Source organism: Bowmanella yangjiangensis, from assembly GCF_018531185.1.
In the GTDB taxonomy this organism is placed as follows: Bacteria; Pseudomonadota; Gammaproteobacteria; order Enterobacterales; family Alteromonadaceae; genus Bowmanella; species Bowmanella yangjiangensis.
The window spans coordinates 151,245-169,658 of record NZ_JAHDJU010000001.1 but is presented as its reverse complement, the minus strand read 5'-3'; the positions used below and the strand labels follow the sequence as shown (position 1 = coordinate 169,658).

Annotated in this window: 17 protein-coding genes; 3 read left to right on the top strand and 14 right to left on the bottom strand. The window is 50.7% G+C overall.

The window, feature by feature from the left end; all coding sequences use genetic code 11:
- Window positions 1–52: 52 nt before the first annotated feature.
- The 14 genes from KJY73_RS00830 to KJY73_RS00765 form a co-directional block, all read right to left on the bottom strand.
- Window positions 53–802: a cell division protein FtsQ/DivIB gene (locus KJY73_RS00830; protein WP_214339316.1), complete on the bottom strand. Its 750-nt coding sequence runs from the start codon at window positions 800–802 to the stop codon at window positions 53–55.
- The gene (locus tag KJY73_RS00825) at window positions 799–1,731 is read right to left on the bottom strand and encodes a D-alanine--D-alanine ligase (RefSeq protein WP_214339314.1); all 933 of its coding nucleotides are present in this window, start codon (window positions 1,729–1,731) and stop codon (window positions 799–801) included. The genes KJY73_RS00830 and KJY73_RS00825 overlap by 4 nt, the downstream gene beginning before the upstream one ends.
- A complete protein-coding gene (gene murC, locus KJY73_RS00820) occupies window positions 1,728–3,176 on the bottom strand; it encodes a UDP-N-acetylmuramate--L-alanine ligase (RefSeq protein ID WP_214339312.1) in 1,449 nt (482 codons plus the stop codon). Before murC ends, KJY73_RS00825 begins: the two co-directional genes overlap by 4 nt.
- Window positions 3,173–4,246: an undecaprenyldiphospho-muramoylpentapeptide beta-N-acetylglucosaminyltransferase gene (murG, locus tag KJY73_RS00815; RefSeq protein ID WP_214339310.1), complete on the bottom strand. Its 1,074-nt coding sequence runs from the start codon at window positions 4,244–4,246 to the stop codon at window positions 3,173–3,175. The genes murC and murG overlap by 4 nt, the downstream gene beginning before the upstream one ends.
- A complete protein-coding gene (ftsW, locus tag KJY73_RS00810; protein WP_206592511.1) occupies window positions 4,243–5,430 on the bottom strand; it encodes a cell division protein FtsW in 1,188 nt (395 codons plus the stop codon). Before ftsW ends, murG begins: the two co-directional genes overlap by 4 nt.
- Window positions 5,431–5,447: 17 nt before the next feature.
- Window positions 5,448–6,752: a UDP-N-acetylmuramoyl-L-alanine--D-glutamate ligase gene (gene murD / locus KJY73_RS00805; protein ID WP_214339308.1), complete on the bottom strand. Its 1,305-nt coding sequence runs from the start codon at window positions 6,750–6,752 to the stop codon at window positions 5,448–5,450.
- Between the two features lie 10 nt (window positions 6,753–6,762).
- On the bottom strand, window positions 6,763–7,845 hold the full coding sequence (mraY, locus tag KJY73_RS00800) for a phospho-N-acetylmuramoyl-pentapeptide-transferase (protein ID WP_214339306.1): 1,083 nt from the start codon (window positions 7,843–7,845) through the stop codon (window positions 6,763–6,765).
- Complete coding sequence (murF, locus tag KJY73_RS00795) at window positions 7,839–9,233, bottom strand: UDP-N-acetylmuramoyl-tripeptide--D-alanyl-D-alanine ligase (protein ID WP_214339304.1); 1,395 nt, start codon at window positions 9,231–9,233, stop codon at window positions 7,839–7,841. The genes mraY and murF overlap by 7 nt, the downstream gene beginning before the upstream one ends.
- On the bottom strand, window positions 9,230–10,726 hold the full coding sequence (murE, locus tag KJY73_RS00790) for a UDP-N-acetylmuramoyl-L-alanyl-D-glutamate--2,6-diaminopimelate ligase (protein ID WP_214339302.1): 1,497 nt from the start codon (window positions 10,724–10,726) through the stop codon (window positions 9,230–9,232). The genes murF and murE overlap by 4 nt, the downstream gene beginning before the upstream one ends.
- A complete protein-coding gene (locus tag KJY73_RS00785) occupies window positions 10,716–12,455 on the bottom strand; it encodes a peptidoglycan D,D-transpeptidase FtsI family protein (RefSeq protein WP_206592073.1) in 1,740 nt (579 codons plus the stop codon). Before KJY73_RS00785 ends, murE begins: the two co-directional genes overlap by 11 nt.
- The gene (gene ftsL, locus KJY73_RS00780; RefSeq protein ID WP_206592072.1) at window positions 12,452–12,772 is read right to left on the bottom strand and encodes a cell division protein FtsL; all 321 of its coding nucleotides are present in this window, start codon (window positions 12,770–12,772) and stop codon (window positions 12,452–12,454) included. Before ftsL ends, KJY73_RS00785 begins: the two co-directional genes overlap by 4 nt.
- Window positions 12,769–13,704: a 16S rRNA (cytosine(1402)-N(4))-methyltransferase RsmH gene (gene rsmH / locus KJY73_RS00775; protein WP_214339293.1), complete on the bottom strand. Its 936-nt coding sequence runs from the start codon at window positions 13,702–13,704 to the stop codon at window positions 12,769–12,771. The genes ftsL and rsmH overlap by 4 nt, the downstream gene beginning before the upstream one ends.
- A complete protein-coding gene (gene mraZ, locus KJY73_RS00770; protein ID WP_214339291.1) occupies window positions 13,704–14,162 on the bottom strand; it encodes a division/cell wall cluster transcriptional repressor MraZ in 459 nt (152 codons plus the stop codon). The genes rsmH and mraZ overlap by 1 nt, the downstream gene beginning before the upstream one ends.
- Window positions 14,163–14,427: 265 nt before the next feature.
- Window positions 14,428–15,204: a SapC family protein gene (locus KJY73_RS00765; RefSeq protein ID WP_214339289.1), complete on the bottom strand. Its 777-nt coding sequence runs from the start codon at window positions 15,202–15,204 to the stop codon at window positions 14,428–14,430.
- Between the two features lie 380 nt (window positions 15,205–15,584).
- On the opposite strand from KJY73_RS00765, the gene KJY73_RS00760 reads away from it, so the two are divergent.
- The 3 genes from KJY73_RS00760 to msrQ all read left to right on the top strand — a co-directional run bounded on the left by KJY73_RS00760 (window position 15,585) and on the right by msrQ (window position 18,363).
- On the top strand, window positions 15,585–16,628 hold the full coding sequence (locus tag KJY73_RS00760; protein WP_214339287.1) for a PLP-dependent cysteine synthase family protein: 1,044 nt from the start codon (window positions 15,585–15,587) through the stop codon (window positions 16,626–16,628).
- 110 nt (window positions 16,629–16,738) lie between these two features.
- Window positions 16,739–17,734: a protein-methionine-sulfoxide reductase catalytic subunit MsrP gene (gene msrP, locus KJY73_RS00755; protein ID WP_214339285.1), complete on the top strand. Its 996-nt coding sequence runs from the start codon at window positions 16,739–16,741 to the stop codon at window positions 17,732–17,734.
- Complete coding sequence (msrQ, locus tag KJY73_RS00750; protein ID WP_214339283.1) at window positions 17,734–18,363, top strand: protein-methionine-sulfoxide reductase heme-binding subunit MsrQ; 630 nt, start codon at window positions 17,734–17,736, stop codon at window positions 18,361–18,363. Before msrP ends, msrQ begins: the two co-directional genes overlap by 1 nt.
- The last annotated feature ends 51 nt before the right edge of the window (window positions 18,364–18,414 follow it).

Here is an 18,414-nt window from a genome sequence, read left to right as displayed (position 1 = left end):
CTTGCCAATGACTGGCTTTTACTTGTTAAATCACAGTGCATGCGTACCCTGACTAACCGGGATTTTGCACATCAGTGCTTTTCCACCCTACCGCCAAGCCTGTGTCATAGCGCAAATCGACATACTCAGGCTGTCGCTCATCTTTTTGCAGTAACGGATAAATATCCACAAACCGCTGTAATCTATCGATAAACTCGTCGCGTCCCAGATTTAGCCGCAAGCCGTTATTCAGGCGCAGATTCCAGGCAAAGCGTTCACTCAAGACCAGCTCTTCAACCTGCACACCTGAGCGTAACAACAGTGCCTGCATCGCCCTGTATCCTTGCAAAGCAGTCTGCTCGCTGCCTTCAGGTCCGAACAATCTGGGCAGCGTAATGCCATCTGGCGACACAGCACTGAAGGTTCCCCCCTGGGTATTCAGCAACATATCACCGTTCCAGCTTGCCGCAGCCTGCTGTTCAACCACATGAACATGCAGATTGTTAGGCCATTCCTTACGAATAGACGCCCGATATACCCATGGCAGCGCTTCGATATCCTTTAAAGCACGCTGAATGTCCAACTCAAAAAAACTGCCTGGTTGGTTTCCCCTAATTGCCTGCTCTACGTCGGCTTTAACCAGATACTTCAAGTCACCTGATACCCGGATATCCCTTACCGGTAACTGTTGCTCATCATCCAGCCAGGCATTAATGCTGTAAGCGCCGTACACCAGGCCGCTAAGTACCAAAACCAAAAACAGCAAGCCCCACCACAGTTGTGGCCCTCGGGCCGGCTCTGGTAGAACTTGCAATTCATTCACCGGCGGACCTCCGAGGTCGCCAGGACTTCCAACGCCAATTCGGTAAAGCTCATACCTGCTTGCTTAGCCGCCATAGGCACCAAGCTTTTCTGGGTCATACCAGGTACTGTGTTAGCCTCCAGCAGATAAAATTGGCCATCCTTATCCTGCATAAAATCCACACGCCCCCACCCACTGCCATCGAGCGCAGCAAAGGCCTGGCGGGCCAGCTTACCCAATTGCGTCTCACTTTGACCGTCTAAACCACTAGGACAGAAGTACTGAGTCGTGTCGGACTGATACTTTGCCTCATAGTCATAGAAAGTGCGGGGGGTTTGCATCCGAATGGATGGTAGCGTTTTATCGCCCAGTAAACTGACGGTAAATTCCTGGCCTGTGATAAATCTTTCCAGCAATACCTGATGGTCAAACTGAAACGCCTGAGTCACAGCCTCCTGTAACTCAGCCGCTGTACTTACCTTAGCCATGCCGATGCTCGAACCTTCATTGGCCGGCTTGACCATCACTATGCCTCCCAAGCGCGATAGTATATCGCCGCAAAGATCCGCATTAAAGCTGGATTTATCAACTACTTGGTATTCTGCCGTAGGTAGCCCCAGAGCCTGCCAGATCCACTTACTGCGGACCTTATCCATACACAATGCAGAACCCAATACACCAGAGCCCGTGAAGGGAATACCCAACTGCTGCAAGGCACCTTGCAAGGTACCATCCTCACCACCACGGCCATGCAACATAATCAGCACACGTTGAAACTTTGCAGCAACCAGTTCGGTAAGCTCGGCATTGGCAGGATCAAAGGCATGGGCATCAACACCAGCCCCCAACAAAGCGTCCAATACAGCCTGTCCAGATTTCAGCGATACCTCCCGCTCTGCTGAGGTTCCGCCGAACAACACCGCGACTTTACCGAAACGCTCGACGCTCATGCCCCAATCTCCTTGCTCATCTCGGCAATATTCAATTGCATTTTTTGCAGGTCTTTGGCCAATTTGCCGATATTCCCGGCACCCTGGGTCATTAATAAATCATCATTTTGCAGCAACGGTGCCAGTATGGCTGGCAACTCTTCAGGGCGACTAACATACACCGGCTCAATCTGACCACGCTGACGAATAGAGCGGCACAGGGCTTTGCTGTCAACACCTTCAATGGGCGCTTCACCGGCTGAGTAGACTTCCAGCAACAGCAACACATCTACTTGTGACAGTACACGGACGAAGTCTTCGTAAAGATCACGGGTACGCGAATAACGATGTGGCTGATAAGCCATCACCAATCGTTTGTCTGGCCAATTGCTGCGCGCCGTGGCAATGGTGGCTTCCACTTCGGTAGGGTGATGACCGTAGTCGTCTACCAACACCACATTGCCATTACCTGTGTCAAACTCACCCAGGCATTCAAACCGGCGACCGATTCCGGCAAAGGAGGCTAGCGCTTCTACTACTTTGTGCTGATCTATGCCTTCTTCCAGAGCCACAGCGATAGCAGCCAAAGCATTCAATACATTGTGCCTGCCGGGTAATCCCAGTTTTACCTCAAAGGAATCACCATTTTTGCGTTCCACGGTAAAGCAACTGTGGTTAAAACCCTGAGTCAGATTAACTGCACGGTAATCCATCCCCTCGCCAAAGCCGTAAGTCAGGTACTGGCGACCAACACGAGGCAGCAACTTACGGATCACCGGGTCATCGCCGCACATGACTGCCAGACCATAAAACGGCAGGTTGTGCAGGAAATCCAGGTAGGTGTCTTCCATTTTTTGGAAGTCACCCTGGTAGGTATCCATATGATCTGCTTCGATATTTGTTACCACCGACACCATAGGTTGCAGGTGCAGGAAGGACGCGTCACTTTCATCCGCTTCAGCAATAAGGTATCGGCTACTGCCTAAACGGGCGTTGGTACCGGCACTGTTGAGCAAACCGCCAATAACAAAAGTTGGATCCTGGCCGCCATGGGCGAAAATAGTAGATATCAGACTGGTAGTAGTGGTTTTACCATGGGTACCGGCCACGGCCACACCATGTCGAAAACGCATTAACTCGGCGAGCATTTCAGCACGGCGAATAACTGGAATACGTTTTTCCCGGGCCAGCTTGATTTCCGGGTTCTGGGTATCAATGGCACTGGATACCACCACCACATCCACGCCCTGAATATTGCTGGCCTGATGGCCAATAAATACGGTGGCCCCCAACCCCTCAAGTCGGCCGGTCATGGCATTCGCAGCCAGGTCAGACCCCGAAATCTGATAACCTTCGTTCAGCAATACTTCGGCAATACCGCCCATACCGGCACCACCTATGCCGATAAAATGAATGCGTTTAATACGGCGCATTTCCGGAACCGTATAATTGGCAGTACTACTCATGCCCTTTGCTCCGCTAGTTCTTTGCAAAATTCGGCTACATTAGCCGTGGCTTGCGGCTTCGCCTGACTCAGGGCTTTTTGTCCCATATCTGCCAGTTGCGAAGGGTTTGCCACTAATTGCGTTAATCGTTGTTTAAAATCCAGATCAGCCAATTGACTCTGGGGTACCGACCAGGCCGCCCCCACTTTTGTCAGCACTTCGGCATTGCGACTTTGGTGATCATCTACCGCATAAGGCAAAGGCACAAAAATCGCCGCCACACCGCGGGTAGCAATTTCAGACACCGTAAGTGCGCCAGCCCGACAAATGACTAAATCGGCCCAGGCATAGGCCTGGCCCATATCCTGAATAAATTCCTGTACCTGCCAGTTAGCTTGCTGTCCCATATGCTGCTGGTATGCCGCTAAGGCCTCGGCTTCTCTGCCGCTTCCACACTGGTGACGAATTTCAATTCCTTCTATACCAGCAAACTGAGCAGGTAATTGTTCGTTTAAGGCCTTAGCCCCCAAACTACCGCCCACCACCAGTACATGCAGCCTGTCACCACTGCTTTTTTGTGAGGCCGGCTGAATAGTGGTTCGCACCGGATTGCCCACCCAAGCTAATCTGGCCGTTCCGGCAGGAAAGGTATGGTCAAAACCCGTCATTACTTTTTTGGCTAAACGGCTGAGCATTTTATTGGTCATACCCGGCACCGCATTTTGCTCATGGATCAGTAATGGAACACCACTTAACCACGCCGCCACGCCGCCCGGACCACTAGCAAAACCACCCATGCCCAGTACCACATCGGGTTTAAACTGTTTTATTGCCTTTCTGGCCTGCCATATTGCCTGAGCAATTTTGAACGGTGCCTTAAGCAACCGCACCAAGCCATTGCCACGCACACCACTGATACTCAAATAACTAATGGGGTAACCGGCAGCTGGCACCACTTTGGCTTCCATTTTTTCCGCGGTCCCCAGCCAATGCACCTGCCAACCTTCGGCTTTTAGGTGGTCAGCCACAGCTAGACCAGGGAACACATGTCCACCGGTGCCGCCGGCCATAATCATAATCCGGCCACTCATTGACTCTTACTCCGTTTTCGGTCACTCAGGGCCTGAACGCCGTCCATGCGTAACTCAAAATCAATACGCATCAGCAGGGCTACCGCCATGCTCATTAAAATCAAGCTGTTACCGCCGTAACTGACCAGCGGCAGGGTCAATCCTTTAGTGGGCAGAATGCCAGCACTGGCCCCCACATTAACCGCGGTCTGAAAGCTAAACCAGATACCAATTGCATGGGCCAGATAGCCTTCAAAGGGACGACCTTGCTGAAGCGCCAGGTTACCCAGACGCAGCGCTTTGAGCACCAGCATCAGCAGCAGCGCCAGCACAGCACAGACCCCGACAAATCCCAGTTCTTCGGCTAAGATAGCGGCGATGAAATCAGTATGGGCTTCGGGCAGGTATTCTAGCTTTTGCAGGCTGTTACCTAAGCCCTGACCAAAAATATCTCCCCGTCCATACGCCATTAGCGATTGGGTTAACTGGTAACCACTACCGAAAGGATCTGCCCAGGGGTCTAAAAACGCGGTGATCCGCCTTAAGCGATATTCCTCAAACAAAATCAGTGCGACAACAGCGCACAATCCGCTTAGCAGCAAACCGAAAAACTGCCAAAGCTTGGCTCCTGCCAGGAATAATAAGCCGATAGTAGTCGCGAACATCACCACCACAGTGCCCAAATCCGGTTGCATCAACAGCAACAAAGCAATGATAAACAGCACCCCCAGGGGTTTGATAAAGCCCTTAAGGTTTTCGGTCACTTCTTCATAGCGGCGTACCAAATAGCCAGCCAGATAACAGAAGAAGAACAGCTTGGCGGGCTCTGCTGCCTGTACGGTAATAGGTCCAAGAGCCAACCAGCGGGTACTGCCGTTCACATTGCGTCCGGCCACCAATACCGCCAGCAACAACACAATGGCCAGCAATAACAACCAACCATTGTAGGTACGCCACCAGCGCATGGGTAATTGCATGGTAACTAAGGCAGCGGTTAGCGCGATAATCATGTAAACGCCATGACGAATGGCAAAATGGAAGGGGTTATCATATATACGCGCCGCCGCAGGCATAGAAGCGGATGTGACGACAATCATGCCCACCGACATCAGTGCTAAAGCGATCAGCAACAAACCCAAATCATAAGGACGCATGCCTCGAACGTCATGGCGAAGCTGGAACAAACGCTGCAGATTTTGCCCCATCAGTGATGGCGATACATTCATAGCAATGCCTCCACTGCGGTGGCAAACACCTGACCACGATGATGATAATTCTTAAACATATCCAGACTGGCACAAGCGGGGGACAACAACACCATATCCCCACTTTGCGTCCAGCCATCGGCCAGGCTCACGGCCTCTTCCAAGCTTGCAACCAGACTTGAGTCTTGTTTCAGTGCCGCTATTGCTGCGCCGTCTTTACCCAGACAAATCAGCTTATCAACCTTACCTAAAGCCGGTAGTAACTCGTTGAAATCCGCTCCTTTACCATCACCGCCTGCGATCAGTACCAACTTTCCCTTCACCTGGTCGCGCAGACCTTCGATGGCAGCAAGTGTGGCACCGATATTGGTGCCTTTGGAATCATCTACCCAGCGCACTCCCCGGTGTACACGCACCAGTTCGCAGCGATGAGGCAAATTCTTAAACTCTCGGCAAGCCTGGCGAATACCTTCGATAGTGGCACCGGCAGCCAGCGCTAATGCCGCGGACGCCTGAATATTCAATACATTATGTTGTCCAACCAGGCTGCACTCCGCCAGCTCCACCAGCGGTTGCCCTTGATAACGTATCCAACCACTGTCGGCGTCAAAGCCCATCCCATAGTCGGTGTTATCCAGACCGAAACTCATGGCTTTGCCACCCACATTTGGGACAGTTAACTTATCTTCGCGGCTGTAAACACAAAGATCAGCGCCCTGATAAATACTTAGCTTGGCTTGCTGATAGGCTTGCATACCAGTGTAGCGATCCAAATGGTCCGCACTGATATTCAACACGGTGGCCGCCACAGGCGCCAAACTATGAGTGGTTTCAAGTTGAAAGCTGGACAGCTCCAGCACCGCCACCTCATAGTCAGTATCCAGCAGCTCAAGTACTGGCGTGCCGATATTGCCGCCCATCTTGGCGTTCACACCGCTGGCATTGAGCATATCTGTGGCCAGCGAGGTCACGGTACTTTTGCCATTTGAACCGGTAATCGCCACCACAGGTTTGTGATTAAAACGAGCGAACAGTTCAATATCGCCAATCACTTCAACGCCGGCCTTTAAGGCTGCCTGGATAGCAGGCTCGGCCAAGGCTAACCCCGGACTCAGCAGGATAAGCTGTGCCTGACAAAAACTGTCGGCGTCAAAAGGGCCCAACTTAACCTGAACTTCTGCAGGTAACGACAAATTCAATGATTCACGACTATCAAACGCACTGACATTCGCGCCTTTATCAAGCAGGAAACGCACGCAGGACTGGCCGGTAAGACCCAGTCCCACAACCGCAACCTGTTTATTGGCAAGATTCAGCACCAAAGTCGCTCCGCTATCTCAGTTTCAGGGTGGCTAAACCCACCAACACCAGAATCAGGGAAATAATCCAGAAACGCACAATCACGCGCGGCTCTGGCCAGCCTTTTAGTTCATAGTGGTGGTGAATGGGTGCCATACGGAAAATCCGCTGGCCACGCAATTTGTATGAGCCGACCTGCAGGATCACCGACAAGGCTTCCATAACAAACACCCCGCCCATAATGACCAGCACTAACTCCTGACGAACCAATACCGCCAGAATGCCTAAAGCACCGCCCAAAGCTAGCGACCCCACATCGCCCATAAAGACCATGGCCGGATATGTGTTAAACCACAAAAAGCCCAACCCGGCGCCGACTATGGCGGTACAAACAATCACCAGCTCACTGGTCAGGGGAATATGCGGAATATTCAGATAGGCCGAGAAATTCACGTTGCCTGTGACATAAGCAAAAATGGCGAAGGCACCCGCAACCAAAATAGTCGGCACAATAGCAAGACCATCCAGGCCGTCGGTCAGGTTTACCGCATTACTGGTACCCACCAGCACAAAGTAGGTCAACACCAGATACATCAGCCCCAGCTGTGGCATGACTTCTTTAAAGAAGGGCACTAACAATGCCGTTTCTGCCGCCGTTTGACTGCTGCTATATAAATAAAATGCGACCAGAATCGCCACTGCGGATAACCAGAAGTACTTCCAGCGCGCAATCAGACCTTTAGCGTCTTTACGAATAACCTTACGATAGTCATCAACAAAACCAATCACGCCGTAACTTGCTACCACAAATAAGGTAACCAGCACGTATCTGTTGGTCAGGTCGGCCCATAGCAAGGTGCTGCTGATAATAGCCGCCAAAATCAGCACGCCACCCATGGTTGGCGTGCCAGACTTGGATAAATGGGTTTGCGGACCATCGGTTCTGACCGTCTGACCAATCTGCATGCGCTGCAACCAGCGAATCATCTTAGGCCCCAGTAACACGGAAATAAGCAGCGCCGTTAGGGTGCTTAAAATTGCCCGCATCGTCAGATAGGAGAATACATTAAAGCCTGCATCGAACTGCCGTAACCACTCGGCGAGCCAAATCAGCATGCGATACGCTCCCTGGCCCGTTCAAACTTTCCCACGGGGGACTCCTCGATGGCTTTGACCACCCGTTCCATCTTGGCGCTACGTGAACCTTTTATCAGGATGCTGATATCCCGCTGCTCAGCTTGTAATTCGTTTTGCAAATGAGCAATCAATGCATCCACCTCACTAAAATGCCGTCCTGCCTGGGCGAACGGATCACTGGCCTGCTGACTGAGCACACCCAAACTGAACAGATTGTCTATGCCTTTGTCACGGGCAAACTGACCCATTTCTTCATGATAAAAACGTGCCTTCTCGCCCAATTCCGCCATATCTCCCAGTACCAACACACGGCGCCCTGGGAAACTGGCCAGTAGCTCAATGGCCGCCTGGGTAGAGGCCACATTGGCGTTGTAACTGTCGTCGATAAGACGCACTTGATTGGTCAGCTGTTTGATATTCAGACGGCCACGAACCTGAGCCATTTCCTGCAAACCTAACTTGATATCTTCCAGGCTGGCACCCACTTCCATAGCCAAAGCGGCGGCACAAAGTGCATTAGATACGTTGTGCATGCCAGGCACTGCTAAGGTCAGATCCAGACTGCCTTGAGGGGTATGCATCAGAAATTGTGCGCAGCCATCCAATCCCAGCGCCACATCGGAGGCATGGAAATCACCGCGCTGTTCGCCAAACTCCTGAATACGCAAGTGAGCAAGCTTACCTTTCCAAAACGCCAGAAACTGGCTATCGGCGTTCAGTACGGCCAGCCCATTCTCTGGTAAACCTTTAAAAATTTCGCTTTTAGCGCGAGCCACCCCGAACAGACTACCAAAGCCTTCCAGGTGCGCGGCGGCAGCATTTACAATGGTCGCCACATCGGGTTTAGTTAGCGAAGTGGTATAGGCAATTTCACCTAAGTGATTAGCGCCCAGCTCAATTACCGCATATTGGTGGTCTGCTTCTAAACGCAGCAAAGTCAGCGGCACACCAATTTCATTATTAAAATTCCCTTGGGTAGCCAAGACGTTACCCTTGCGGGATAAAATCGACGCGACCATTTCCTTTACTGTGGTTTTACCGCTGCTGCCGGTAATGGCCACGGTTTTAACCGGCACCAACTGTCTCACCGCCGCTGCCAGTTGCCCCAAGGCCAACTTAGTATCAGGTACCATAATGGTCGGCAGACTGGTGTCGACGGGCTTGCTGATAATCAGCGCGGCAGCGCCTTTTTGTTCGGCCATCTGAATAAACCCATGACCATCAAAGTTGGGACCAGACAAGGCAACAAACAGATCGCCAGGTTGTATTGTGCGAGTATCAGTACTGACACCCCGGATGTCCGCACTGTCGCCTTTCAGCTCGGATTGCAGCTGTTGTGCAACCCATTCTAGTGTTACAGAGATCACGCGCTTGTCCCCTTAATCAAACTTGATGCGAACGCTCGTTCGTCGTAGTTAATTTTTGTATTGCCAATAATCTGATAGTTTTCGTGGCCTTTACCGGCCAGTAAGATAACGTCACCGGCATGGCAATTGGCTATGGCCTGTCGGATCGCTGATTGTCTGTCCAGGTCAATGAGTGCCGCTGCTGGATTTTGCATACCCGCCTGAATATCACAGGCAATCTGCTGTGGATCTTCTGAGCGACTGTTGTCGTTAGTAATGATCGCCACATCCGCGTATTGCTCAGCGATTCGTCCCATTAGCGGACGTTTGCCTTTATCTCTGTCGCCACCGCAACCAAAAACACAAACCAAACGCCCCTGTGTATGCAGACATAAAGCCTTAAGGGCCTGTTCCAGCGCATCTGGAGTATGGGCATAATCAACGACCAGTGTGGGCAGGTCTTCACGGTGAAACACTTCAAGCCGCCCGGGTACAGTACGTATGCAGCTCACCGCGTCTGCCAGTTCAGACAGCGGGCGGCCAAAGCCCAGTTGGACCGACAGGGCAGCCACCAGGTTCAACACGTTGAACTCACCCAGAAGCGGCGAATCTACCCAAGCCTCTCCAAAACTACTTTTAAGCTGAATACGGCAGCCGCTGGGCAAGTACTCAACCTGGCTGGCCAGTAGATATGGCTGCGTCGGGTATTTGGCCTGCCCAAGACCATAAAACACTACTTCAAAGCGTCCACGGGACGCTGCCAGCCAGTTCTCGCTCTCACTTTCTTCTTGATTCAGCACTATGGTGCGTAATCCTGGTTGCTCCAGAAGCAGTCGCTTAGCAGCAGCGTAACGGCTCATGTCGCCGTGATAATCGAGATGGTCGCGGGTCAAATTGGTAAACACCGCCACATCCGTCTTAAGGTTGGCAATGCGATGCTGCACTAAGGCATGAGAAGAGGCTTCCAACGCCACTAGTCCGGCCCCGGCGTCCTGCATCTGCCGCAATAAACGATGCATGCTGATGGCATCCGGCGTGGTGTTCGTCCCTTCGGTAATGTGATCCAGCAAGCCCGCACCTAATGTGCCAATGGTGCCAGCCGTCTGTCCCATGGCCTGGCTTAGCTGCGCAATCAGTTGCGCGGTACTGGTTTTGCCATTGGTGCCCGTCACAGCGGCGATTTGCAATTGCTCGGCGGGATATGCAAAGAATTGTGCCGCCAGGGCCGATAATTTTTCACTCAAGGCATAAAACTGCACAATTAAGGACTGCTCACGCATTTCCATATTGCCGTGTTCTGACATATCGCGGGTTTCAGCCAAAATCGCCTTGGCACCCAGGCTGATCGCTTGCGGAATAAAATCCCTGCCATCCAGATTGTGGCCAATTACCGCCACAAATAGTTTGTGAATGGCCACTTCGCGGCTATCCAGCACCATATCTTGCAATTCGATGGCTGGTGCATCGATGCCAAAAGGCATTAGCAACTGGCGTAAGGTCATATCAGGAGTCATGCTTGCCTCCATTATTCACCGCTGCCAGCGAGTTAACGGCTTTATCATCAGGCGGAACATTCAGCAGTTGCAGTGCACCGGCCATAATCCGTGCAAAAGTCGGCGCGGCAGTGTCACCACCGTGATACAGGTCACCCCCTGGCTCGTTGATCATCACAACTACCGCTAGCTGTGGATCCGACACAGGAGCCAGTCCAGCAAAGTTATTTACGTATTCTTCACCGTAGCCGCCGGCTACGGCCTTGCGGCTAGTGCCTGTTTTTCCCGCTACCCGATAGCCAGGCACCCTGGCTTTAGTGGCAGTTCCACCTTCCAGCACCACGGCTTCCAACATTTTCACCATGGCATTGGCATTAGTTTCGCTCAGCACTCTTTCAGCAGGCACGCTTTGGTTTGACTTGATAATGGACAGCGGGCGTTTCATACCACCGGCACCAATAATGGCGTACATCCTAGCCAGCTGCACAGACGTAACCGCAATGTTGTAGCCAAAAGACAATGCAGCCAACTCATGCTGCGACCAACGTGAACGGTCATGAAAAATACCGCCACTTTCGCCAACCAAATGCGTGCCAGTATCGCCAATCAGTCCCATCTGGTAATACAGCTCAATAAAGTGCTCCTTTGGCACAGACAAGGCCAGTTTTGAGGTACCCATATTGCTGGACTTGCGAATAATGCCGGTTAGATCCATTTCGCCATAGTTGCGGGCATCCTGTACCAGACTCCCTCCCAACCGCATCCAGCCAGGCGAGGTGTCGATAGTGTCAGTCAGGTTGGCACTACCAAACTCCAGAGCAGCCAATACCGCCAAAGGTTTAGCGGTGGATCCTGGTTCAAAGGTATCGGTAATGGCACGGTTACGAATGCGATGGGCTGATACGCCGCTGCGATTATTTGGGTTGAAGGATGGGCTGTTCACCATCGCCAGAATTTCGCCACTATGGATATCCACCACCACAGCAGAACCGGACGCGGCTTTGTAAGTACCCACTGCCTGCTTAAGCTCCTTATATGTAAGGGCTTGAATGCGCTGATCAATGGTCAATTGCAGGTCTTTCCCAGGCTCACTTTGGGTTTCATCAAGGATTTCTACTTGGCGTCCCTTGCCGTCCCGACGAATCTTACGTTCACCGGGCGTACCGGTCAGCCAGTCATTATATAACCGCTCTATACCTTCAATGCCTTTGTCATCCACATCAGTAAAACCCACTAGCTGGGCCGACACTTCACCCACAGGATAATAACGACGCGACTCGTTACGCAGGTAAACACCCGGTAAGTCCAGTTGGTCAACATAGTCAGCCATTGCTGGTGATACCTGCCGCTGGATATACACGAAGCGTTTCTTCGGATCGCCAAGCTTGCTGTAAATCTCGTCAACATTCTGGCCTAATACCTCGGCCAACGCTTGCCAACGACGCTTATCGGCAAAGCCACCGTTGTCGTGCACCAGCTTAGGATCCGCATAGATGGCCCGAACCGGCACACTGACAGCCAGTTCTTCACCGTTGCGATCCATAATGTTGCCACGATGTGCCTGAGTGTAGCGGGTACGCTTGGTGCGGTTGTCCCCCTGCTGAATCAATGAGTCGGGCTCAATAACCTGAATGTAAGCAGCCCTGGCTACCAATGCCATAAACACACACACCACCACGCCGGCCACCAGCATAAAACGCCATTCAACCAAACGGGGCTTAAGATTTTTCTTGGCGTGGGCTTTGGTCATTTGATTTTCACCACCACTTCATCTTGCGGCAGCGGACGACGCATGTTCAGTTGCTTACGCACCATGCTTTCCAGCCGGTTATGTTCGGTCAGCGCACTTTGTTCAAGCAGCAAATGACGCCACTCAACATCCAGTTGATCGCGCTGTTGCATGAGCTTTTCATGCACTATGGCCAACTGCCGATTATGGTGAGAACTTAATATGACCGCCGCAGCACTTAACAGCACCATTAAATACAACAAAACTCGCACGGGGTGGCGAGTTAAATCCGTCCAAATCAGGACAACCAGGCTGAATTGGGTTTGCCCGTCTTTCATAGCTTTTCCGCCACCCGGAGCACCGAACTGCGGGCCCGGTTATTCACAGATAACTCAGCGGCCGACGGCATTATAGCCTTGCCAATCAGCTTCATGGCCTTACCGACATTTAATTCGGCCTCAGTAAGAGGTAGTCCTGCGGGTACCTGACGGCCACGACTTTGGTCGCGCATAAAGCGCTTTACCAGACGGTCTTCCAAGGAATGAAAGCTAATCACCGCCAAACGCCCACCGGGCCTGAGCGCTTTCAAAGCGTGCCCAAGGGTGCTGGCGACTTCATCCAACTCGCGATTGATGAATATACGGATCGCCTGAAAACTGCGCGTTGCGGGATGCTTATGCTTGTCTTTAAAAGGTACAGCCTGGTCAATCAACTCAGCTAACTGACGTGTACGGGTTAATGGCTGTTCATCACGGGTGGTGACGATGGCATGAGCAATTCGTCTGGCAAAACGCTCCTCACCATATTCTTTCAACACAGTGACTATATCTTCCAGCTCGGCTTCAGCCAGCCACTGGGCAGCGCTTTGCCCCTTGCTGGTGTCCATACGCATATCCAAAGGACCGTCACGCATGAAGCTAAAGCCACGCTCGGGGTCATCCAGTTGCGGAGAGGAAACCCCAAGATCCATCAAAATACCATCTATCTGGCCGGTCAAGCCCAGTTCGTCAGTGACCCCAAGGAGATTGGAAAACGCGCAATGAAAGATCTGGAAACGCGGTTCATCGGCCAGTGCCTGAGCGGCCAGAATAGCTTGAGGATCTCTGTCCAGTGCCAACAGCCGGCCTTGGCTACCTAAACTTGCCAATATAGCGCGCGAATGACCGCCCCGACCAAAGGTCGCGTCTAGGTAGATGCCATTTGGTTTAACTGCCAGTGCCTCAATTGACTCGTGCAGCAAAACCGACTGATGAACAAAGTCACTGGCCATTAGAATGAAAAATCCTGAAGTCTCTCGGTTAACTCAAAGCCACCTTGTTGTTCGATCTCAATATCAGCCTGAATCTGCTGTTGCCAAATCTCGGCATCCCAGATCTCAAACTTATTCAGTTGACCAACTAACATGATTTGCTTATCCAGATGGGCGTGTTGGCGAAGCGGGCCTGACAATAAAAAGCGCCCGCTATTGTCCATCGTACCTTCCAAGGCATAACCGAGAAGTAAACGTTGCAACCTTCGCTCGTGGGGGTTCATACTGGAAAGGCGGCTGAGCTTCAGTTCAATCTCTTCCCATTCAGAGAGTGGGTAAAGCAGCAGACAGGGCTGCTGACTGTCGATCGTGCATACCAGCTGTCCCTGACAATCGTCCAGCAAAGACTGCCGGTAACGAGTTGGAATCGTTACACGTCCTTTATTGTCCAGACTGATTGCGTTAGCGCCGCGGAACATCCCCTAGCCTTTTTAAAATTGTTTTTCCACTTTCTGCCACTTTTACCCACATTTGACAGTTTAGGTATCCCCACTACGGGGTGTCAAGGAATAAAAATCGCCATAATCCGGGCCCAAACACCAGATATATCAAGGGTTCTGCGGAAGTAGTTGATTAAGTGGGGAAAAGTGGCAAATAAGGTCGAGCTGTGAGAATTTCTGTTTTTTTAAGAAAAAAAGCAGTCAAAAATCAGGATCGGGAAGAGCTCCCGATCCTGGAGAGTAATTAGTTCGCTTTTTCAGCGCTGGCTTCTGCAGCAGGTGCCTGTTCTTTAGGCAACATCTGAATAGAAGCGATTGGGTTTTCAGTTTTCTGCGAGAACTGAACCAAGCGATTCAACTGGCCCATAGAGCTCAGCATGGCATACATAGCGCCCAGGAAACCGCTGCGGTGCAGTTTCAATACTTGCTCATCATCCAACTTCATCAGTTTCTCTTCGCTGATGCTGTTTAAGCCCACTAACTGACGCTGTTCGCCGTTGGCATAACGGATGCCCAGACGAATTTCATCTACCAGGTCAAGGTCAACCAGTTGCTTAATGAATTCCTGCGTCATGTTCTCGCTGTTCACCAAGTCAGTCAGTAAACGCTGACGAGTTTCCAGGAACTCAGACACTGAACCATCTTCTTTGAACAGGTCGAAACCTTCTTTTTCACCCACCAGTTCACTGTCTTTGTCGATAAAGATAGACAGTTGATCACCGTTAGGACGCACATCGAAAGGGTAACGTTGCAGGTTAAGCGGCGCAAAATGGCTCTGCCAACCTTCTTCTGAATAAAACAGGTTCACACCTTCATTCAGACCATATAGTCCGGCCACATAGTAACGCTCTGAAGATTCGTCTTTAATCAGTACTAAAGGGACTGCGCTGGAGGCACGCGCGAATTCGCGAATTGAAACACCAATAAGGTGTGAAGACTTGCCATGAGCCAGAGTCGAGTCTTGTTTGATCTTAAGCTTCTTATGAGCTTCCTTATCCAAAATAACGTAGTTGCGAGCCATTTAATCTGTTCTCTTTTTATATAAATGTGAATGACTAAGTGGCGCCAAGTTTCCGCTATTTCAAGTCAAAAGTCATTAGTTAGGCAAAATCACTTGCTTTTGCTTAAAAGCCTGCTACCAAAAGAGCAGTCTAAGATGTTCTTTTGACTGTAGAAAGTGCTCTACAGGCTGATAAGGTCCAGTGGATTAAAAAGTGCATCTAGCCATTCTATATGTGCGATTTTCTATACATGGATGCTATGCGCAGATTATTCATCGACACCAAACACAGCAGTGATGTCGAATCACATACAACTTTTTGATATAACTTATGCACAAGATAAATCTACGACACAGCCAATCAGGTTCTCTGTGTCTGTTTACCGCAAAGGCAACCCGAAATGTGTAGAGAGTGGACCCACCAGGCCATTGAAAGCATCCAGGCTGATTTCCAACGTTCATCAGATACTCATTTGATCAAGTTGGATGTGCCAGGCTTCGAGCAAATTGACTTTTACCTTAAAGATGAGAGTACACATCCAACCGGCAGCCTGAAACACAGACTGGCACGTTCACTTTATCTGTATGCTTTAACCAATGGTTGGATTAATCAGAACAGCACCATCATTGAGTCGTCATCGGGCAGTACCGCCGTCTCAGAAGCCTACTTTGCCAGATTGCTGGGCTTACCTTTTATTGCAGTGATGCCCAAACACACGGCACAGCGGAAAATACAGCAAATAGAGTTTTACGGTGGACGATGCCACTTTGTTGAGAAGAGTGATCAAATTTACGCCGAATCCATGCGACTGGCCAAAGAACTGGATGGTCACTATATGGACCAATTCACCTATGCCGAGCGCGCTACCGATTGGCGAGGCAATAACAATATCGCCTGCAGTATCTTCGAACAGATGCAATACGAGCGCTATCCAATCCCAAGCTGGGTAGTCATGAGCGCTGGTACGGGGGGCACCAGCGCCACTATTGGCCGATATATCAGATACAAATGCCTTAATACGCAACTATTGGTAGTGGATCCTGATCATTCGGTGTTCTACCCCTATTTTTACAGCGGAGATGCAAGCCTGACCTCCTGCGGCAGCAGAATTGAAGGCATTGGTCGTCCCAGAGTGGAACCGTCTTTCGTACCCAGCGTGGTCGATGACATGTTACAAGTAGCCGACGGTGCCAGCATTGCCACCATGCTATGGCTGGAAAGCTTACTGGGTAGAAAGGTTGGCCCATCCACCGGCACCAACATGTGGGGAGCACTTATAAAAGCTGCAGATATGCGTGAAAAAGGCCAGAAGGGCTCTATCGTGACCTTACTTTGTGACAGCGGCGAACGCTACCTGGAAACCTATTACTCACCTGAGTGGGTAGCTTGTAATATCGGTGACTGCACAGAGCATGTAGTGCAATTACAGAATCTATTGCGCTAATAAGTTAAACACTACTGCAGATAAGGGCCAATAAACTATGCAACAAATTGGCCCTTTTTCCTGTCTTGTTTCGTATCAGTATCAGATTTAACAGCGATGCGAGACATTCGATGCTAATTAAACGCCCCCGCTATCAAACCATAGCGGAAAATCAGGTAACCGATGAGTCGGTATATCAAAATCGTCGCCAGGTGATAAAACAGCTTGGTTTTATTGGTGCAGGAGCTTTACTGTCACCAAGCCAGTCTCTGGCATTCAATTTATTCGGCGATGACACACCTGAATTCAAAACCCACGCCCTGAGCTATGCGAAACAGGAAAACGACAACCAAACGCTGACTCCACTCAATAAAGTAACCAGTCACAATAACTTTTATGAGTTTGGTACCGATAAAGCCGATCCCAAAGCCAATGCCCAGGCATTCAAGGTTGCTCCCTGGCAACTACAAGTAGACGGACTGGTTGAAAATCCCTTTAGCTTATCCTTGGATGAACTTTATAAAGTCGCCCCATTGGAAGAGCGTATTTACCGGCTGCGCTGCGTAGAAGCCTGGTCAATGGTGATTCCCTGGATTGGCTTTCCCTTGCGGGCCCTGTTGCAAAAGGCGAAGCCGCTAAGTAGTGGTAAATATGTTGCTTTTGAAACCTTGTATGACCCCAAACAAATGCCAGGACAGGCCAGTGTCTTTCGCGGCGGAGGTATAGACTATCCCTACGTGGAAGGACTACGCATGGATGAAGCAGTTCATCCACTGACGCTTTTGGCTGTGGGCTTATATGGCAAGAGTTTGCCCGCCCAAAACGGAGCGCCGATTCGCCTGGTGGTCCCCTGGAAATATGGTTTCAAAAGCATTAAGTCTCTTGTGCGTATTCGTATCACCGACAAGCAGCCACCAACCACCTGGAATCTATTGGCACCGAATGAATACGGTTTCTACGCCAATGTGAATCCCAAGGTTGACCATCCTCGCTGGAGCCAGGCTAGAGAGCGACGAATTACCACTGGCGGCTTGTTTGCCAGCAACCGAATCGATACCTTGCCATTTAACGGCTACGAGGAAGTCGCAAGCCTTTATAGCGGCATGGATCTAGGACGTTTTTATTGATGAAGCTGGCAAAGCTACTTAATGGCTCCACCATATTCTGGGTAAAAGTGTTTATTCATGGCCTTTGCATCAGCTGGGCCTCGCTGGTTTTCAACCAGGCTGCTAATGATCAGTTGGGCGGCGACCCAGTGGAGGCGCTGTTGCATTTTACTGGTATCAGCGCTTTCAATTTGCTGCTGCTGTGTCTGTGTATCTCACCACTGGCAAAGTTACTGCGAGCGGCGCCACTGATGAAGTTTAGACGCCTTCTCGGCCTGTATGCCTTTGCTTTCGCAAGCGCACATTTGCTGACTTACATTCTGTTTGAATTGCAGCTTGAATGGTATCTGCTGGGCTCGGAAATACTTAAACGGCCTTACATTACCGTTGGATTCCTAGCCTGGACTATCTTGCTGCTATTGGCCCTAACCTCACCTAAGGCCGCGCAGCGTCGATTGGGACGAAACTGGCAGAAACTACATAACTGGGTGTATCCGGCTGGCGGGCTTATCGCCCTGCATTATATTTGGTCGGTAAAGTCAGACATTCTTCAGCCAACGCTTTACATTGGCTTGTTATTGATACTGCTATTTTTTCGCAAAGATAAGTTTATCAGCGCAACGTATTGGTTTAACACCAAGCGCAGCTAAGAAAAAACCCCGCCTAAGCGGGGTTTTATATAAGTTGGGCAATAACACTCT

Bases quoted from the DNA above. Each gene is read 5' to 3' on its own strand.
- KJY73_RS00825 (WP_214339314.1), bottom strand. From the start codon at position 1,731: ATGAGCGTCGAGCGTTTCGGTAAAGTCGCGGTGTTGTTCGGCGGAACC.
- murC (WP_214339312.1), bottom strand. From the start codon at position 3,176: ATGAGTAGTACTGCCAATTATACGGTTCCGGAAATGCGCCGTATTAAA.
- murG (WP_214339310.1), bottom strand. From the start codon at position 4,246: ATGAGTGGCCGGATTATGATTATGGCCGGCGGCACCGGTGGACATGTG.
- ftsW (WP_206592511.1), bottom strand. From the start codon at position 5,430: ATGGGGCAAAATCTGCAGCGTTTGTTCCAGCTTCGCCATGACGTTCGA.
- mraY (WP_214339306.1), bottom strand. From the start codon at position 7,845: ATGCTGATTTGGCTCGCCGAGTGGTTACGGCAGTTCGATGCAGGCTTT.
- murE (WP_214339302.1), bottom strand. From the start codon at position 10,726: ATGACTCCTGATATGACCTTACGCCAGTTGCTAATGCCTTTTGGCATC.
- KJY73_RS00785 (WP_206592073.1), bottom strand. From the start codon at position 12,455: ATGACCAAAGCCCACGCCAAGAAAAATCTTAAGCCCCGTTTGGTTGAA.
- ftsL (WP_206592072.1), bottom strand. From the start codon at position 12,772: ATGAAAGACGGGCAAACCCAATTCAGCCTGGTTGTCCTGATTTGGACG.
- rsmH (WP_214339293.1), bottom strand. From the start codon at position 13,704: ATGGCCAGTGACTTTGTTCATCAGTCGGTTTTGCTGCACGAGTCAATT.
- mraZ (WP_214339291.1), bottom strand. From the start codon at position 14,162: ATGTTCCGCGGCGCTAACGCAATCAGTCTGGACAATAAAGGACGTGTA.
- KJY73_RS00765 (WP_214339289.1), bottom strand. From the start codon at position 15,204: ATGGCTCGCAACTACGTTATTTTGGATAAGGAAGCTCATAAGAAGCTT.
- KJY73_RS00760 (WP_214339287.1), top strand. From the start codon at position 15,585: ATGTGTAGAGAGTGGACCCACCAGGCCATTGAAAGCATCCAGGCTGAT.
- msrP (WP_214339285.1), top strand. From the start codon at position 16,739: ATGCTAATTAAACGCCCCCGCTATCAAACCATAGCGGAAAATCAGGTA.
- msrQ (WP_214339283.1), top strand. From the start codon at position 17,734: ATGAAGCTGGCAAAGCTACTTAATGGCTCCACCATATTCTGGGTAAAA.